The organism is Filimonas effusa, from assembly GCF_004118675.1.
GTDB classification, from domain to species: domain Bacteria; phylum Bacteroidota; class Bacteroidia; order Chitinophagales; family Chitinophagaceae; genus Filimonas; species Filimonas effusa.
Genome location: NZ_SDHZ01000002.1, coordinates 1,064,857 through 1,081,599, shown reverse-complemented (window position 1 = coordinate 1,081,599; position 16,743 = coordinate 1,064,857). Strand labels below are relative to the sequence as shown.

12 protein-coding genes are annotated in these 16,743 nt (G+C 47.1%); 6 read left to right on the top strand and 6 right to left on the bottom strand.

Annotation, left to right across the window (positions count from 1 at the left end; translation table 11 throughout):
- Nucleotides 1–2: 2 nt before the first annotated feature.
- From ESB13_RS15650 to ESB13_RS15635, 4 genes are read right to left on the bottom strand one after another with little or no spacing between them, the layout of a single operon-like run.
- A complete protein-coding gene (locus tag ESB13_RS15650) occupies nucleotides 3–668 on the bottom strand; it encodes a DUF2461 domain-containing protein (RefSeq protein ID WP_129004575.1) in 666 nt (221 codons plus the stop codon).
- Nucleotides 669–671: 3 nt separating this feature from the next.
- Nucleotides 672–1,577 (bottom strand): gliding motility-associated ABC transporter ATP-binding subunit GldA, encoded by a 906-nt coding sequence (gene gldA / locus ESB13_RS15645; RefSeq protein WP_129004574.1) that lies wholly within the window; start codon nucleotides 1,575–1,577, stop codon nucleotides 672–674.
- A 26-nt stretch (nucleotides 1,578–1,603) separates the two neighbouring features.
- On the bottom strand, nucleotides 1,604–1,819 hold the full coding sequence (locus ESB13_RS15640; protein WP_129004573.1) for a DUF6814 family protein: 216 nt from the start codon (nucleotides 1,817–1,819) through the stop codon (nucleotides 1,604–1,606).
- 21 nt (nucleotides 1,820–1,840) lie between these two features.
- A complete protein-coding gene (locus ESB13_RS15635; protein ID WP_129004572.1) occupies nucleotides 1,841–3,319 on the bottom strand; it encodes an MFS transporter in 1,479 nt (492 codons plus the stop codon).
- Nucleotides 3,320–3,435: 116 nt separating this feature from the next.
- Here ESB13_RS15635 and acs point away from each other — a divergent pair, with 116 nt between their 5' ends.
- Nucleotides 3,436–5,367 carry an acetate--CoA ligase gene (acs, locus tag ESB13_RS15630; protein ID WP_129004571.1) on the top strand — a complete coding sequence of 644 codons (1,932 nt, stop codon included), beginning with the start codon at nucleotides 3,436–3,438 and terminating at the stop codon, nucleotides 5,365–5,367.
- A gap of 7 nt (nucleotides 5,368–5,374) precedes the next feature.
- On the opposite strand, the gene ESB13_RS15625 is transcribed toward acs, so the two are convergent.
- On the bottom strand, nucleotides 5,375–5,734 hold the full coding sequence (locus ESB13_RS15625; protein WP_129004570.1) for a hypothetical protein: 360 nt from the start codon (nucleotides 5,732–5,734) through the stop codon (nucleotides 5,375–5,377).
- Nucleotides 5,735–6,722: 988 nt separating this feature from the next.
- Between ESB13_RS15625 and ESB13_RS15620 the strand changes: the two genes are divergently transcribed.
- From ESB13_RS15620 to ESB13_RS15600, 5 genes are all read left to right on the top strand, one after another.
- On the top strand, nucleotides 6,723–7,829 hold the full coding sequence (locus ESB13_RS15620) for a helix-turn-helix transcriptional regulator (RefSeq protein WP_129004569.1): 1,107 nt from the start codon (nucleotides 6,723–6,725) through the stop codon (nucleotides 7,827–7,829).
- Nucleotides 7,822–9,006, top strand: coding sequence for a helix-turn-helix domain-containing protein (locus ESB13_RS15615; RefSeq protein ID WP_129004568.1), 1,185 nt, complete (start codon nucleotides 7,822–7,824; stop codon nucleotides 9,004–9,006). The genes ESB13_RS15620 and ESB13_RS15615 overlap by 8 nt, the downstream gene beginning before the upstream one ends.
- A gap of 246 nt (nucleotides 9,007–9,252) precedes the next feature.
- Nucleotides 9,253–11,544 (top strand): DUF7507 domain-containing protein, encoded by a 2,292-nt coding sequence (locus tag ESB13_RS15610; RefSeq protein WP_129004567.1) that lies wholly within the window; start codon nucleotides 9,253–9,255, stop codon nucleotides 11,542–11,544.
- A 26-nt stretch (nucleotides 11,545–11,570) separates the two neighbouring features.
- Nucleotides 11,571–12,569 (top strand): PorP/SprF family type IX secretion system membrane protein, encoded by a 999-nt coding sequence (locus ESB13_RS15605; RefSeq protein ID WP_129004566.1) that lies wholly within the window; start codon nucleotides 11,571–11,573, stop codon nucleotides 12,567–12,569.
- A gap of 14 nt (nucleotides 12,570–12,583) precedes the next feature.
- Nucleotides 12,584–14,389 (top strand): OmpA family protein, encoded by a 1,806-nt coding sequence (locus ESB13_RS15600; protein WP_129004565.1) that lies wholly within the window; start codon nucleotides 12,584–12,586, stop codon nucleotides 14,387–14,389.
- A gap of 297 nt (nucleotides 14,390–14,686) precedes the next feature.
- On the opposite strand, the gene ESB13_RS15595 is transcribed toward ESB13_RS15600, so the two are convergent.
- Nucleotides 14,687–16,732, bottom strand: a complete 2,046-nt coding sequence (locus ESB13_RS15595; protein WP_129004564.1) for an OPT family oligopeptide transporter — start codon at nucleotides 16,730–16,732, stop codon at nucleotides 14,687–14,689.
- Between the last annotated feature and the right edge of the window lie 11 nt (nucleotides 16,733–16,743).

Genomic DNA, 16,743 nt, shown 5'->3' with positions numbered 1-16,743 from the left:
CACTATTCCAACGCCCTGTTGATAAAAGCGATCAGCGGCTGTAACGTACCAAACGAGGCCACTATTTGTTTTGCAAGATCCTTCTGCGTCAGCATTTCATCAGGGATCAATTTAGAAACCACCAGGCTCTTCAGCTTAATGAATTCAATAGCAGGATTGTCTGCCTCATAACCCTTGGGCGGCCTGCTTAGCACATACTCTGCACTTCTCTCCGGTGCGCCGTATGCTGCCACAAACTTCTTATGATTGATGATACTGCTGAATTCGTCGAAGCAGTAGTCGATTTCCTGTCTTAACTTCTTAAGTACGCCGGGTTCCGGCATCCATATGCCGCCGCCGATAAAACTTTGATTGCCCGGCTGAATATGTACATAATAGCCTGCATACATGCTTTTCCGCCCGTCGCGCGTAATGCTGGCGCCGAAATGTGGCTTATAGGGCGATTTGTCTTTGCTGAAGCGCACATCCCGGTTGATCCGGAAAATACATTCCTTGGGTTGCAGTGCAGCTACAGTAGCATCGGCTTTGCCGGTGCCGCTGATAACGGCTGCGACCAGCTCGGCAAAATCGGCTTTGGCTGCTTCATACTTAGGCCTGTTGGCATCGAACCACTCTTTATGATTGTTTTTTGCCAGTGATTTCAGGAATTGAATACTTGCCGTTTCCATATCTTATTTGGAATGAGTGAGCGACCGGAACAGTTCTTCCAGGTTGCCACCTTCATTTTGAAGTTGAACAATGTTGAGATTTTCTCTTAATGCGAGTTCCAGCAATTGCTTGCGGGCGGCATTATGATCCGTTGTTTGCAGCTGCCAGGTATTAGCAGCTGTTTTGCTCACCGAAGTAATAGCCGGCAAACGTTCCAGCCAGGCTGGCTCCAGCGGCTCTTCAAATACTACGCGTATAGATTGTTTGTTGCCCCGCTGCAAATTGGCCAGGGAGTCATCGGCAACCAATATGCCCTTGTTAATAATGATGATGCGGTTGCACACAGCCTGTACTTCCTGCAGAATATGGGAAGAGAACAGAACCGTTTTATTCAACCCCTGTTCTTTAATGACGTTGCGTATTTCTACGATCTGGTTGGGGTCAAGCCCGCTGGTAGGTTCATCGAGCACCAGCACTTCCGGATCGTGAATTAATGCGGCAGCCAACCCGGCGCGCTGTTTATACCCCTTCGACAGCTGCATCAGTTTTTTATTGCTTTCCGGCACCAGCCCCGTTAACGCAATAACCTCTTCAATTCGTTTTTTACTGTCTTTGATGTCATGAATGCCTGCAACAAAAGCCAGGTACTCACGTACGTACATTTCCGGGTACAAAGGGTTGGCTTCGGGCAGGTAACCTATCTTTTTCTTGACCGCAATGGGCTGTTCTTTTACCGAAAGGCCTGCTACCCTGGCTATACCGCTGTCGGGTTGCAGGTAGCCTGTGATCATTTTCATGGTGGTGCTTTTTCCTGCACCGTTAGGCCCCAGGAATCCAACGATCTCGCCTTTGCCTAATGAAAAACTCAGGTCGCTGACCGCCTTTTGGGTACCGTAAATTTTAGTAAGCCGTGAAACCTCTATAGACATACCTCAAAGATAAGGCATCCGTTTCCTCACACGTCATATTCTCCTTTCAGTGCATAATAACCAAATACCATTAGGCCTATGGCTACCGGCAGAAATACAATAATGATGATGATCCACGGCAGGTAAACATCCTGTACCGGGTGGGCAGAGATCTTTTGACAGGCTTCAAAAATGAGATAGCCCATAGACAAAGGCCCCAGCAAAAGCCAGAAAATACCGAGACAACGTTTTAAAAGATTCATATGGCAAGTATTTGAGCGTTATTAGTGAACGGAATGCCGCCGGGTTAAATAAAGAATTCCTATCACAAAACAAACCGCTGCAATTCCTATCGGATACCATAACCCCGCCAGTATATCGCCGCCGGGATTAGCCGGCGTTTTTGAATACTCGTACATGAGCGTACCTATAAAAGGAACCAGGCCGCCAAACACACCGTTGCCTATATGGTAAGGTAAGCTCATACTGGTATAACGAATATGTATAGGAAATAATTCTACCAGGAAGGCGGCAATGGGCCCATACACCATCGTCACAAAAAGCACCAGCACGAAAATGAGGCCTACAAACTTCCACCGGTGATCATCCCCAAGCGTAACAACCTTTTTTATTTCCCTAAGATTATCGGCGCTTTGTAATTGCGTGGAAACAAGCTTGCTGCCGTCGGTATAATGAATGGTGTTGACAACTGCAGGTTTATCATCTGCAGTGCGTCCTGCATCGGCAGACGATGATGCAATTGTTTTTAGGGAAGTATCGCTCATGGAGTGAAATGCCTTGAATATGGGACGGTAACAAAACACCGCCAGCAGCATTCCCGTAAGCATAATGGTTTTACGGCCAATCTTGTCGCTCAGCGCACCAAAGATCACAAAGAACGGCGTCGCCAGCAACAGGGCTATGCCTATCCAGGTATTCACCTGCGCTGCTTCCAGGCTGCAGATCTTAAGCAAAAAGGTTTGCGTATAAAACTGGCCTGTATACCAAACCACTCCCTGCCCCATAGTGGCGCCAAACAACGCCAGCAGCACCATTTTCAGGTTGGCCTTATGGCCGAAACTCTCTTTCAGCGGGTTCGAAGCTGTTTTCCCTTCCGCCTTTAACCGGGAGAAAAGAGGAGACTCCTGCATTTTCATCCTGATAAGAACGGATACGCCTACCAGGCCTATACTTAATAAAAACGGGATGCGCCAGCCCCAGTCTTCAAAGGCGGCTGTGCTCATACTGCGCTGGCATATAAGAATAACTGCCAGTGATACAAATAATCCCAGCGTAGCCGTTGTTTGTATCCAGCTCGTAAAATAGCCCCTGCGGTGTTCAGGAGAATGTTCCGCAACATAAGTGGCGGCGCCGCCATATTCACCACCCAATGCCAGCCCCTGCAACAACCTTAGCAGCAACACCACCAGCGGAGCCGCTTTAAAGCTATTATAATCGGGGATAAGGCCAATGCAAAAAGTGGCGCCGCCCATGATCACCAGTGTTACAAGAAATGTGTACTTGCGGCCAACAAGATCACCAAGACGGCCAAAAACAAGCGCTCCAAAAGGACGTACAATAAATCCGGCGGCAAAGGTGGCCAGCGTTGCCAGGAAAGCGGCGGTAGGGTTGCCGGGAGGGAAGAATTTACTGGAGATAATGGTGGCCAGGCTGCCAAAAATATAGAAGTCATACCATTCTATAAGGGTGCCCAGCGACGACGCTCCAATAACGCGGTAAAGGTTACGGTTAATCTGATTCATGAATATGGCAAGTGTTAAAGAACAGTAATATAAATAAAATTTATTTACTGAATGTGATGATGCCGTAAATTTAAACCACACAAAAAACAGATTGTCACTTCTCAAAACAGATTGTTATGTCGTATCCGTATCAGATCAAGTCGTTGGAATCGTACAATGAAGCTTACAAAAAAAGTGTGGAAGATCCCGAAGCCTTCTGGGCCGATGTCGCCTCTAATTTCCAGTGGCGTAAAAAATGGGATAAGGTGCTGAACTGGAATTTTAAAGAACCCCGTATCGAATGGTTTTCAGGGGGAAGGCTGAATATTACAGAAAGCTGCCTGGATCGTCACCTCGAAAAACTGGGTGAGAAACCAGCCATCATCTGGGAACCCAATAATCCCGAAGAACGTACCCGTATCGTCACCTACGAACGGCTGCACAAACGTGTATGTCAGTTTGCACAGGTACTTAAAAACAACGGTGTGAAAAAAGGCGACAGGGTGTGTATCTATATGGGTATGGTGCCCGAGCTGGCTTATGCTGTATTGGCCTGCGCACGTATAGGAGCCATCCATAGCGTCATCTTCGGCGGCTTCTCTGCGCAGAGTATTGCCGACAGGCTCGAAGATGCAAAAGCAGCGTTCATTGTTACCTGCGACGGCGCTTTCCGCGGAGCCAAAGACATTCCGTTGAAAAGTGTGATCGATGATGCGCTCATCGGGAACAAAATGGTGAAAAGGGTGATCGTGTATACCCGCACCCGCACCCCCGTAAGTATGATCAAAGGCCGCGATGTATGGTGGGAAGATGAAATGCTGAAAGTTACCGATACACTTGGTGTAGAAGGCTTTGGCGATGTGGAAGTGATGGACGCCGAAGACCCCCTGTTTATTTTGTACACCTCCGGAAGCACCGGCAAACCCAAAGGTGTGGTACATACCTGCGGCGGTTATATGGTATGGACCAACTATACTTTCGTAAACGCTTTCCAGTACCAGCCCGGACAGGTTCATTTCTGTACCGCCGATATCGGCTGGATCACAGGTCATAGTTATATTCTCTACGGTCCGTTAAGCGCAGGCGCTACCTCTGTGATGTTCGAAGGCGTGCCTACCTGGCCCGATGCCGGCCGTTTCTGGGATATCGTCGATAAATACAAAGTAAATATTCTTTACACAGCCCCAACGGCCATAAGAAGCCTGATGGGCTTTGGCCTCGACCCGCTGAAAGGAAAAGATCTTTCCTCGTTAAAAGTGCTGGGTACCGTGGGAGAACCTATTAACGAAGAAGCATGGCACTGGTACGACGAACATATTGGTAAAAAGAACTGCCCCATTGTAGATACCTGGTGGCAAACCGAAACAGGAGGCCTTATGATCACCAACCTGGCCGGTATCACACCTGCCAAGCCTAGCTGGGCCACACTGCCATTACCAGGCGTACAGCCAATACTGGTAGATGAAAACGGTAAAGAAGTAACGGAAAAAGCAGAAGACGGATATGTAAAAGGAAACCTTTGCATCAAAGCCCCCTGGCCCGGTATGTTGCGTACCACCTATGGCGATCATGAACGCTGCCGTACCACCTATTTCGCTACTTACGAAAACCTTTACTTCACCGGCGATGGCGCCCTGCGCGACGATGACGGCTTTTACAGGATCACCGGCCGCGTAGACGATGTATTAAATGTAAGCGGGCATAGAATAGGTACTGCTGAAGTGGAAAATGCAATTAATATGCATGCAAGTGTAGTGGAAAGTGCCGTAGTGGGTTACACTCATGATATTAAAGGACAAGGGATCTATGCTTATGTGACTGTAACCGGCCTGCATGGCGATGAAGATAGTACCCGCCAGGATATTCTTCAAACGGTATCGCGTATCATCGGGCCTATCGCCAAACCAGATAAAATTCAGTTTGTGAGCGGATTACCAAAAACAAGAAGTGGAAAAATCATGCGCAGGATCCTGCGTAAAATTGCGGAAGGACAATTGGAGCAGCTGGGAGATACAAGTACCTTGCTTGATCCCGCTGTTGTTGACGAGATCAAACAAGGTAAATTGTGATAGTAGGTTAGGCAACGGCCTGTATACCCGCTTGTGCAACAGGAGTAGACGGTACGGATGAAGACAAATACTCGGTTTTTGTATCGAGCATGTTGGCTTTGAATATATAGTTCTGAATCGTTTCTAAAACTTCGCGTTTTGCCTTTTTAAAACTTACGGGAGTATTGTCGGTTTCTTTGTACAGCTCCTGTAAGTGATAAAAAGTAACTTTTATATGATGACGTAAAACGGGATTGCTTACGCGCTGGTGATGCGATGACAACATGGCCATCATTTCCAGCATATGCAGACGCAGGGTTAATACGTCGCTGGTATGGCGGAATTGCAGTTGAGCAATTTGTTGCTGGGCGTCATATAAGTTTTCCATCGTGAATTAGTTTTTTAAAAGCCGGACCGGCTATGCACAGGTCCGGCTTTTTGGTTCATAGTGTTTTAAAAACGAGGTCTCTGGTGTCTTTCACATGTGTTTTTCATAGCCTCGTGTTTTCATGGTCAACGGTGTTTCATAGATCTTGTTCTTCATAGGTCCGGTTCTTCACAGGTTCTTGTTTTTCACAGGTGGTGTTTTCCTGGTGCTGGTGTTTTTCAACAGTCTGTTCTTCTATAGGTGGTGTTTCTCCGGCTGCCTTATTCGTTTCTCGTAGACTAGCCTGTTGAGGATCGCTCCTCTGTTTCCTGTTAATTCCATAATCTTGCCGTTCTATCTGGTAAAAGGAGCTATTTGCATATAACTCATTGATAAACAGTAGATATAATTTTTTTAATTGTTTTTAAGCTGAGTTTCGCCTTCCTCAAAAATGAGGCCAACATTCCCCAGATTGATATTTTCCTTCCCAAAATGTTATAGCTTTCCCTCATTCTAGTTAAAAAAAACTTAAGTCGGGTCCTTTTAAAAGTCCGTTTTTGCCTTGGACATCGTAGCAAAAAAAAGCTGAAACGCAATACAGATAAGGGTTTTGTGATTTTTTTATCAGCTTTGGCGTAATAAATACACTTACAAATTGAGTTGTAGCAGGTAAGATCCGTAAGTATATTTGTATTGTAATTGAAAGCAACGCTACCAACACAGTAGCTTCAGTTACCCCAAAAAGATTTTAGTAAGAATTTTCATATGGCAAGCAATCGTTAGAGGTCCTCTGTTTCTACAGAAGACCCTTTTTTTTGTATCTGCTGCTTCCCCACAGAATATCGCCCCGGTCTACGAAAAAGTACGCTTTATATACGGACGATGAGTATACCATCATTATACTTTCCCCTCATTCTTTTTCATCTTTCCCTTACTTATACCCCTGCCATCTGTTAGCTGCTATCTCTCATCTATTCTTATCTTTGCCCCATTCTATCCATAGCGATTCATGTATTTAGTTGTGAAGCTTTTCAGAGTTGTGGGCACTTCCCTGCTGCTTATACTGGCGTTGGCCTTATTCCAGGTTGCCTGGTATATCGCCGCTATTACTATGGCTCCGGGTAATGATCTTATCAAGATAGAAAGTCCGCTGTTCTTTCTGCACGGCCCCCTGTTATATTTCCTGTATCTGACCGCTGCGGGTGTGAAACGTCCGGTTCGTAAAAAAGCACTGCATTTTATTCCTTTTGGATGCATGTTGCTGGGAGCGGCATTGCTGCTGTCTAAATCGGTCTTGCAACATGCCGGCCTGCAAACAGCCATGATATGGTACAATCAGTTGTCTGGACTGGCCGGAATTTCTCTGTTTGTTTATCTGATAACCATCAGTTTGTCTAACAGGCGGCAACGGATGCTGCACCCTTCTTTGCAGCGTTTCCTGGGACAGGTAACTGTAATCTATGTATTTGTTGCAATAATGCAACTGGCAGGTATAGCGCAATTATGCTGGCCGGCCCTTCAACTCGACGTGAATACACAGGGAGGGCAGTATGCATTGCTGGTGGTAGTGGCCCTGTTTGCAATAAGGGAAATTGCAGCCATAAAGACATTGCCGGAAGAAAACCTGCATCAACAGATCTATGATAGCCGCAACATAGCTACCGGGCCCGAAAAGCAGCAGTTGCCCGAAGATCAGGGAGCCGGATCCAGGTACCGCCGGTCAACGCTCGACGAAACTACACTCCATAGCTATGCAGTAAAGGTTCAATGTTTCCTGGAAGAATCACGGTGCTTTCTCGATCCGGACCTGTCGCAGGAAAAACTTGCGGCCGAAACAGGGATCCCCCGTCATCATCTGTCTCAACTCCTCAGCGTCTTCTTTGTAAACAGCTTCTACCAGTTTATAGCCGGGCATCGCATCGTTTATGCGATGCAGCTTTTAAAGAATAGCCGTGAAAATTATACACTCGAATCTTTTGCCCAGGCATGTGGTTTTCACTCAAAAAGCACCTTCAATAAGTATTTTAAGGAATATGTGGGATGTACCCCCTCTGAATACAGGGTTAAAATGACAGCCGCACGTAATATCAAAAACCGAATTGCTGCCGATGCATAGCATATCTGTTCTGGAATATATGTTATGTAGCCTGGTTGTGTTAATCCTGGTAACGTTATACCTGGGCTATAAAGCAGAGCTGCTGACATTTCTCGACAGGCTGGTATTCGTAGCCACTGCATTTATGTTAGTGCATGTTGCGCATATTCTCGTCTGCCAGATGGCCTTTCCCGGCAAACGCTACCTCGATTGGGCAGCGCCCTTCGGATTAATGTATGGTCCTTTTTTCTATTGGTCGTCCTATAGTTATAATGGCAGACCATTCAGGTTGTCTACGGCTTTCTGGCATGCCCTGCCCTTTTTGATCGGTCTGGTGGGTTATGCCTTTATCGCTGTATCAGGAAATTTTTCCGTCGATTTCCTTTTAAAATATGGAAGAGTGCTCTATAGCTGTATCTGTTGCTCATTTGTTGCCTACGCGGTAAAAGGGTTGATGGAAAAACAGGACAGGAAATCGTGGTCCGAAGAAAAGCGGCTGGTTACAATAGCTGGAAGCGTCATCTTTGTAGCCGCTATCTATTTCTTTATAGTCTCTTTTGCTTCTCCGCCTGCCGGAACTGCACGGAATTATCTCTATATACGTACCGGCGTTTACCTTATCATGTTAACAATGGTGGCGTTCATGCTCCGTTACAATGTAAATCGCCTGATGCAGCATGGACTTCAAAAGGAATCTGCTCCTTTACAGCCGCACAACCCCGGAATAGACGGAGGCGCCCATCCCGGCGAAACGGACGACCATTTGCTTCATTCGCATAACCAGCAAAAGTCTGAAGACGACGGCGAGGTAAACGAGGCCGGCCTGCCTTACCAGAAATCACTCCTGCCGGCGGAGCTGCTGGATGAATATGAAAACAAGTTGAACCTGCTCTTCCGGGAAAAAAAGAACTATCTCGATCCAGATCTTTCTTTACAGGTCCTCGCCAAAGAATTGAAAATACCCAAACACCATCTTACCCAGCTCTTTTCCATTCGCATCGGCAAAAACTTTTACCAGTATATCAACGTATTTCGGGTAGAACACGCCTGTGAATTGATAGGTAAAAGTGAAAGTGGTACGTTGGAAACCCTGGCATTTGAAAGTGGATTTAATTCCAAAACAACTTTTAACCGGTACTTTAAAGCTCAGATGGGATGTACGCCTTCTGAGTACCGCGACCAGCAATTGCAACGTTAACGGAAACAGGTTTTATAGCATTCTTGTTGCTAAGAAGCTCATAAAACGCCCTATTTATATAACATTTAATTTCCATTAATTGTTTTTTAATCTGCCTGCCCCCCGTTCCATCTTACTTTCACCGTGTCAATTGTGTAGGAACCTGTGCATCCCGCTTAGCTGAAACGAAATTTCCTGTACATCGACCCATATTTGTACCCTATTTGGTGCAATCGCCCGTATTACCTGAAAATATATCTGCTAAATATGTTGAAATCCAGATTACCCGAAATGAGAAGAACCTTTCCCGGAATTCTTTTCCTTTTTTTATTCCTGTTAACCTACCAGGGGCGAGCACAGTTTACCATTAACAACTCTTTTAAAACCAGCGACGAAACCGGCATCGTAAGGGGAGGAGGTGCAAAGCTTACCTCCGGGCAGGAAGATCCCGTTAACGAAGGCTGGTTGCGGCTTACCTCCGACGCCAATGACCAAAGCGGTTACGCGTACGTTAACAACGCTTTCCCTTCTACCCTGGGTGTGCTGGTCGAATTTGAATACGTGACCTGGCGTACAAAACAGGATATCTACAATGGTGCCGATGGTATCAACGTTTTCCTTTTCGACGCCGCAGTACCCATTTTTAAAGTAGGCGCCTTCGGCGGCTCGCTGGGATATGCCCCTAAATTACTCGAAAATCCACCCATCGAAGGCCTCTCCGGCGGCTATATCGGCGTGGGGCTCGACGAATATGGCAACTATTCCAACAATAATGAAGGACGTGTAGGCGGTATTGGTTTCCGCCCTAACTCCATAGGACTGCGTGGCCCCGCTTCAGGAGGATATGCTTATGTGACCAGTACCCAACTGCCTTTGAGCAGCGATGGATCTATCCAGGCAGGCATCTATCCGGTACGCCCCACATCAACGCAGTTCTACCGCCGCGTTCAAATTGAGATCAAACCTTCAGGTGGCGTTTACCACGTTACTGTAAAATGGAAAACCTCCCTTACAGGTAAGTTCTCAACTGTATTTACAGCCACCATGGCCAGCCCTCCGCCTGCCAACCTGAAACTCGGGTTCGCAGCTTCAACAGGCTCCGGTATCAATAACCACGAGATCAGGAACCTTAGAATTACTACGCCAGGTAACGTTTCTATAGAGCAGTCGGTTAATAAGGCGGCAGCATCAAAAAATGAAAAATTACAATATACTGTAGTGGTCCGCAACGACTCCGATGATCCGGCAATAGGATTACCGGTAGCTGTAGAAATTAAGGATGGCAATGGTGTACTGGTGCCAGCTTCTTTATTCTCCATAGATGATATTGCCTTCAGTGCCGATGGCTATGCCGGTAATAAGGTTACAACCCAGCCCACGAAAACTAATGCTATAAATGCAGTGGTGGAGCTGGAGCCGCACAGTACAGGTACATTTGTTATTACCGGTACCATAAAAGGGCTTCCCACGGGAAACAGCCTCACCAGTACGGCTACTGTGAAGCCTGAAAATGCCCTGCCTACCGTAATACCCGACGACGACGTCTCAAACAACGTGTCAACAGTACGTACTGTTATAAGCGGCGGCGAACTTTCTCTTACCAAAACGGCGCTGGCAGGCCCTTATACCAAAGTAGGAGATGTTATCAACTATAATATGGTGGTGCGTAACACCGGTAACGTCATCCTTACCAATGTGGTGATTACCGATGCCAATGCCGATGCCAACAGCATAACACCTTCAACCATCGCTTCTCTTGCCGTAGGCGCAGGTGCCAATATTACTGCCCGTCATACGGTAACACAGGCCGATATTGAAAGAGGATATGTAAGTAACCTGGCGAAGGCCGATGGTAAAGACCCGTCCAATGCCAACGTTCATGCAGAATCTACCGATCCTACTCCCTTGCCCGGGGCGCCGGCCGATCCGCTTTGCGCACCTTGTACCGTAACGCCTATCGTTCAAACGCCGTCTTTTGAAGTGAAAAAGCTGGTGGCCGAAGAGTCTTACCGCGCTATTGGCGATGCACTCCATTACACGATCACGGTAAAAAATACAGGTAATGTTACCTTGAATGCCGTTACAGTAGTAGACCCGCTCACAGCACTCAATCAAACGATTGCAACCCTGGCTCCGGGTGTTACCGATACCATTAAAACTAATTATCTCGTAGCGCAGGCCGACCTCGACAAGGCTACTGTTGATAATACCGTTACGGTAAATGCAAGAACACCGGCAAATCAGCCGATGACGCCGCAAACAGCCAGCGTATCTGTAAAATTCGTGATCGATGGAAACAGGGAAGTCTTTATTCCTAACGTGATCACCCCTAATGGCGACGGTAAAAACGACCAGTTCAGAATAACCAGGCTCAGCAGCTTCCCCAATTCCGAGCTGATGATCTTTAACAGGTGGGGTAACATGGTGTACCGGTCCGCTAACTACCAGAACGACTGGGATGGCAAAGGACTAAATGAAGGTACTTACTACTATGCGCTCCTGCTTAATACTCCCTCAGGAAAGGTGAGATATTCCGGATGGGTTCAGTTATTAAGATAATGTGATGATCATTTAAAAAATTAGCAATGAAAACTAAATATATCCTTTGTTTACTGGTAATACTGAGTGGTCTGAATATAACAGCCCGCGCACAGCAGGATATTCAGTTCAGCCAGTACGTTTTTAATCCGCTGTTTATTAATACAGCCTATGCCGGTTACCGCGGCGATACTTATGTAAGCGCCATTTACCGCTCACAGTGGGCAAGCGTCGAAGGTTCGCCTAAAACACTGGCCGCTTCTGTAGACGGACTCGTGGGCAAGTCGGACCAGATGGGTTTAAGCGCCCGTATCATGACCGATAAACTAGGCCCACAGCGCGGAACCTCTTTCATAGCAGGTTACACTTACCGCATTCCCATGAGCGACGACAAAACAAAAATGCTGAGTCTGGGGATAGGAGCGGGTATTAAACAATACTCCCTCGATGGCAATGCCTTCAAATATGTAGATGGCAACGATCAGTTGATCCCTGTTGGCAATGAAAGCAGGATCGTTCCCGATGCAAACTTCGGTATCTACTATAGCACACCTTCATATTATATAAGCGCTTCGGTCGACGACCTGTTGTCAAGTTATACCATCGCCAGTAAATATTCTCAGAACGGTCAAACTTATAAGACCATGGAACGCAGCAGGCATATCTACCTGGGGGCGGGAACCATCCTGAACCTTTCCGACGATATAAAGCTGAAACCAAGCTTCCTCTGGAAAGAAGACTTCAAAGGTCCGAGCAATATAGATCTGAATGCTTTCTTGTTGTTATCCGACCGTTTGTGGATAGGCGCTTCCTACCGCACAGGCGCCCGCATATGGGCCAAAGCCGATAACCTCGAAGGCCTTGAGAAGCGTGACGCTATTGCCGCCATTATCGACATTTATGCAACAGATAAAATCCGTATAGGCTATGCTTATGATTTTACCATCAGCAGCCTTAATCCTTATGAAAAAGGTACGCATGAGATTTCAGTAGGCCTCCTGTTTCCACGTAAAGACAGGCGCGTATTATCTCCCAGGTACTTCTAAAAACTACTGTAGCAATGAAAGAATTCATACGATCAATCTTTATAACAGGCGCATTGTTTTCAGTAACACAGGCATTCAGCCAGGAACAGGCGTCGCACGGACAAATAGCCGATCGCTATTTTGCCAGGTATCAATATGTGAAAGCAGCAGAGGCCTATGAAAAAATGGCTGAAAAGAAAAACGTAAAACCCGACGTCTACTACAAGCTCGGACGCGCTTATGAAGCCATGCAGCAATATGAGAAGGCTTTGAAATGGTACAAGCTCTATTGCCAGAAATATCCCAATGCAGACCGCTCTATCCTGCTGAAGATTGGCGAACTGCATAAAACACTGGAGCAATACGATAATGCAAGCTCCGTATTCCGCGAATACCTTGCCGGACCCGGCGATGCCAAACTGGCAAAAGCCAAGCTCGCAGGATGTGATTCCGCTTTATTATGGCTCGAAAAACCCGCAAAGGATTCCATCCGTAATGCAGAAGAACTGAACTCTAAAGACGCAGATTGGGGGGTGGCTGCTTATGGTAGCCAGATAGCCTTCACTTCAGAATTTACACGCACCAAACTGCTCGAAACAAATAAAAAGGCGAATGGCGATAACTACGACTGGACGGACAGGCCTTTCATGAAGTTATACCAGGCAACCCCTAACCCCGATGCTGCTGCAATAGGCGACCTGGGCGAGGTGTTCAATCAGAATATGTACCACGTAGGACCTGTTACCTTCTCCCGCAATATAGATACTGCCTATTTTACCGTTACCAACCCCGGTAACGATAAAGCCCTGGAGTATAGCGATGAAAAGGTAGGCAACCTTATCCGTAGCATAGGAACACGTAAACTCGAATTATATTATAGTATCCGTGATACTGCTGGCAAGTGGAGAACGGCACAACCCTTCAAATACAATAACGCGAAAGAGTACTCGATAGGACTCGCCGCTCTGGACCCCTCTGGAAAAATATTGTATTACGTCTCCGACAAAGAAGGTTCTCTCGGTAAAACAGATATCTGGTATTCAGTAAAACAAACCGATGGTAGTTGGGGCGAACCCCAGAACTGCGGTTCCAAAATCAACACCGTTGATGAAGAATCGTTCCCTACTTTCGGACCCGATGGAACTTTCTATTTTGCCAGCAAAGGGCACCCGGGTATGGGCGGTTACGATATCTTCAAAACAACAGGTACACGCTTTTACTGGACAGCACCTGTTAACCTGAAGCCTCCCTTCAACTCCAGCTACGACGATTTCTATTACACACTTACAGGCCCCAACGCAGGTTATCTTTCCTCGAACAGGCTGGGCGGTAAAGGCTCCGATGACATCTATGCATTTACCATCATACCCGGGCCTGTAACGCCAACTCCTGAAAAAGAAGAGCCGCCTGTGGCAAAAGATCCCAATAAGAAACGTACTATCGGTGGCGATAACGACGATACAGACCGCCCCTACGAAGTAGGTGAAACCCTGATCCTCGTTAATGTATACTACGATCTTGATAAATACAACATCAGGCCCGATGCGGCAAGAGGTTTGGATAAGCTGGTGGCCGTATTGAAGAAATACCCCACAATGGAAATTGAATTAAGTTCTCATACCGACAGCCGTGCATCTGCTGCTTATAACATGCAGTTGTCGCAGAACAGGGCGATAGCCGCTGTAAACTACCTCGAAAGTAAAGGGATACAGGCCTGGCGTGTAAAAGCGAACGGTTATGGCGAAACAAGATTGACGAATGGCTGTAAAGACGGCGTACCATGCACCGAAGCCGAACATCAGGCAAACCGTCGTACCGAAGTAACCATTCTGAAACGATAAACAAAATATCCGGCCCGTAACAAGGATCAAAACCTGATCCTGTACGGTTCCGAAAAAATAGTAGCGGGGGCTACTTTACAGCCTGAAAAGGTAAAATCAAAAGCCGGCTCTTTCATAGAGCTGGCTTTTTTATGCCCGCACTGATCCCCGCAATAAGCAATAAAAAAGAGGCCGTATCATAAGTGCGATACGGCCTCGTTTTTCTCGGGTAACTGATGGAGAAGGGTTCCCGTTTAAGCAATTCTCAGCGGCTATTTTTATTTATGAGCCAACCTCTTTTTCTATAATACTAAACTATTAAACAGGTTTGTCTTTCTTCACCGCTATCCGGTACAAAACAAATCCCATGAACAGGAAGAACAGAGTTCCTAACAACATATAGCCGTTCTCTCCCAGCATTTGCGTAAGACCATGTTCGGTATTTACCTTCAGCAGCCCCGCGGCAGTACTGTCTATCCCCGATAACACGGCAATGATAACACCGGCTACAGCACCCCCGGCAACAAGCCCGGTGGCAAACAGGTTACCCTTGCCCAGTTCTTCTTCTTCCGCAGTAGCCGCTTTACCCGTTTTCTTATCGGCAAAGCCACGTATCAGGCCGCCAATGAAAATAGGTAAGGTAGTCGACAACGGCAGATAAGCACCCACCGCAAAGCTCAGCGCTTTCACACCGCAAAGCTCCATGGTGATGGCTATAGCTACACCTACCAGAACAAATTGCCAGTCGAGGTTAAACGAAAGAATGCCTTTCGCCAGCGTTGCCATTAAGGTACCCTGTGGGGCAGGATAAACGGCGCTGCCAATGGCATGTGTTAATGTCGGATCTTCTGCCAGCATAGCCGCAGTAGGCTTATCCAGGAACTTAACGGTTAACCCTATAACGATCGATGAAACGATAGCACCAATGAAAAGAGCCATTTGCTGGTACTTGGGAGTAGCGCCTACAATATACCCGCTCTTCAGATCCTGGGAAGTAGCGCCCGCATTGGCAGCAGCGATACATATCAGGCCGCCTACCACCAGCGCCATAGGCTCATATACCTTACCGCTCCAGCCCACTGCTATAAAAATAAGACAGGTGCCCATAAGCGTTGCAATGGTCATGCCACTGATAGGATTATTGGACGAGCCAATCAATCCCACAATACGGGACGACACGGTAACGAAGAAAGCGCCGAATATCACTACCAGCAAACCTATCAGCAGCTTCTGGCCAACGCCGTTGCCAGGTATCTGTGGCAGAAGAGCCATTAATACGATCAGGGCAAGGCTGCCAAACAATACCACTTTAATGTTCAGGTCTTTATCGGTGCGTTTAACCGCACCGGCATCTTCTGAAGTTTTAATGGAACCCAGGCTGCCTTTGAAAGAAGAGATGATAGTAGGTATGGTTTTAATAAGCGTAATGAAACCGCCTGCTGCTACGGCGCCGGCGCCTATCTGCCTGATATAGGCATAATAAATAGCGGCCGAATAATCGCTGAAAGTATGCGTTGCCGCATCCCAGCCACCTTTGCCGCCGCTAACCGCAACATTGGCAAGATAACCCAGCTTCACCTGCTGTGCTGCAATGACGTCTGCAGGCACCAGTGAGGCCAGCAATGGAATGGCCGCAAGCCACGCAAAAACACCGCCTGCTACCAGTACGCCGCCAATCTTGGGACCAATGATATAACCCACCCCCAGGTACTCGGGAGTGATTTCTCCACTCACCCTTGCAGAAGGGAAAAACTTATTGGCCTGCTTCGTCATGTAATAAGGCGCTTCTGCTATCACATGAAAGATCTTTTGCAGAATAGCGTAAACAAAGGCAAAACCAAGGCCCCAGAACGCAGTCTTGGCAAAATCACCGCCTTTTTCACCGGCAATGAGCACATCGCCGCAGGCAGTGCCTTCAGGGTAAGGCAAGGTATGATGCTCCTTAACAATAAGCGCCTTCCGCAGCGGTATCATCATAAGAGTGCCAAGAATGCCCCCGAAAATGGCCAGCGTAAGAATGGTCATATAATTAAAGAACTGCTCCCCCCCGCCGTCGGTAAGGAACAGGAACCCCGGTAATGTAAATACAACGCCCGCAGCAATACTTTCACCCGCAGATCCCGTTGTTTGTATAATATTATTCTCGAGAATAGTGGTATTCAGAAAACGGCGCCCCAGCGTAATCGCAATTACCGCAATAGGAATAGAAGCCGATACCGTCAAACCAGCTTTAAGCGCCAGGTACACAGTGGCCGCACCAAAAATGATCCCGAAAATGCTGCCCATAAGTACAGCTTTCAGGGTAAATTCCTTCATTTTAGTATCAGGCGATACAAATGGCTGGAATGCTTTCTTTTCAGACATAGCGCAATAAG

Bases quoted from the DNA above. Each gene is read 5' to 3' on its own strand.
- ESB13_RS15635 (WP_129004572.1), bottom strand. From the start codon at position 3,319: ATGAATCAGATTAACCGTAACCTTTACCGCGTTATTGGAGCGTCGTCG.
- ESB13_RS15595 (WP_129004564.1), bottom strand. From the start codon at position 16,732: ATGTCTGAAAAGAAAGCATTCCAGCCATTTGTATCGCCTGATACTAAA.
- ESB13_RS15640 (WP_129004573.1), bottom strand. From the start codon at position 1,819: ATGAATCTTTTAAAACGTTGTCTCGGTATTTTCTGGCTTTTGCTGGGG.
- gldA (WP_129004574.1), bottom strand. From the start codon at position 1,577: ATGTCTATAGAGGTTTCACGGCTTACTAAAATTTACGGTACCCAAAAG.
- ESB13_RS15605 (WP_129004566.1), top strand. From the start codon at position 11,571: ATGAAAACTAAATATATCCTTTGTTTACTGGTAATACTGAGTGGTCTG.
- ESB13_RS15650 (WP_129004575.1), bottom strand. From the start codon at position 668: ATGGAAACGGCAAGTATTCAATTCCTGAAATCACTGGCAAAAAACAAT.
- ESB13_RS15615 (WP_129004568.1), top strand. From the start codon at position 7,822: ATGCATAGCATATCTGTTCTGGAATATATGTTATGTAGCCTGGTTGTG.
- ESB13_RS15610 (WP_129004567.1), top strand. From the start codon at position 9,253: ATGTTGAAATCCAGATTACCCGAAATGAGAAGAACCTTTCCCGGAATT.
- ESB13_RS15600 (WP_129004565.1), top strand. From the start codon at position 12,584: ATGAAAGAATTCATACGATCAATCTTTATAACAGGCGCATTGTTTTCA.
- ESB13_RS15620 (WP_129004569.1), top strand. From the start codon at position 6,723: ATGTATTTAGTTGTGAAGCTTTTCAGAGTTGTGGGCACTTCCCTGCTG.
- ESB13_RS15625 (WP_129004570.1), bottom strand. From the start codon at position 5,734: ATGGAAAACTTATATGACGCCCAGCAACAAATTGCTCAACTGCAATTC.
- acs (WP_129004571.1), top strand. From the start codon at position 3,436: ATGTCGTATCCGTATCAGATCAAGTCGTTGGAATCGTACAATGAAGCT.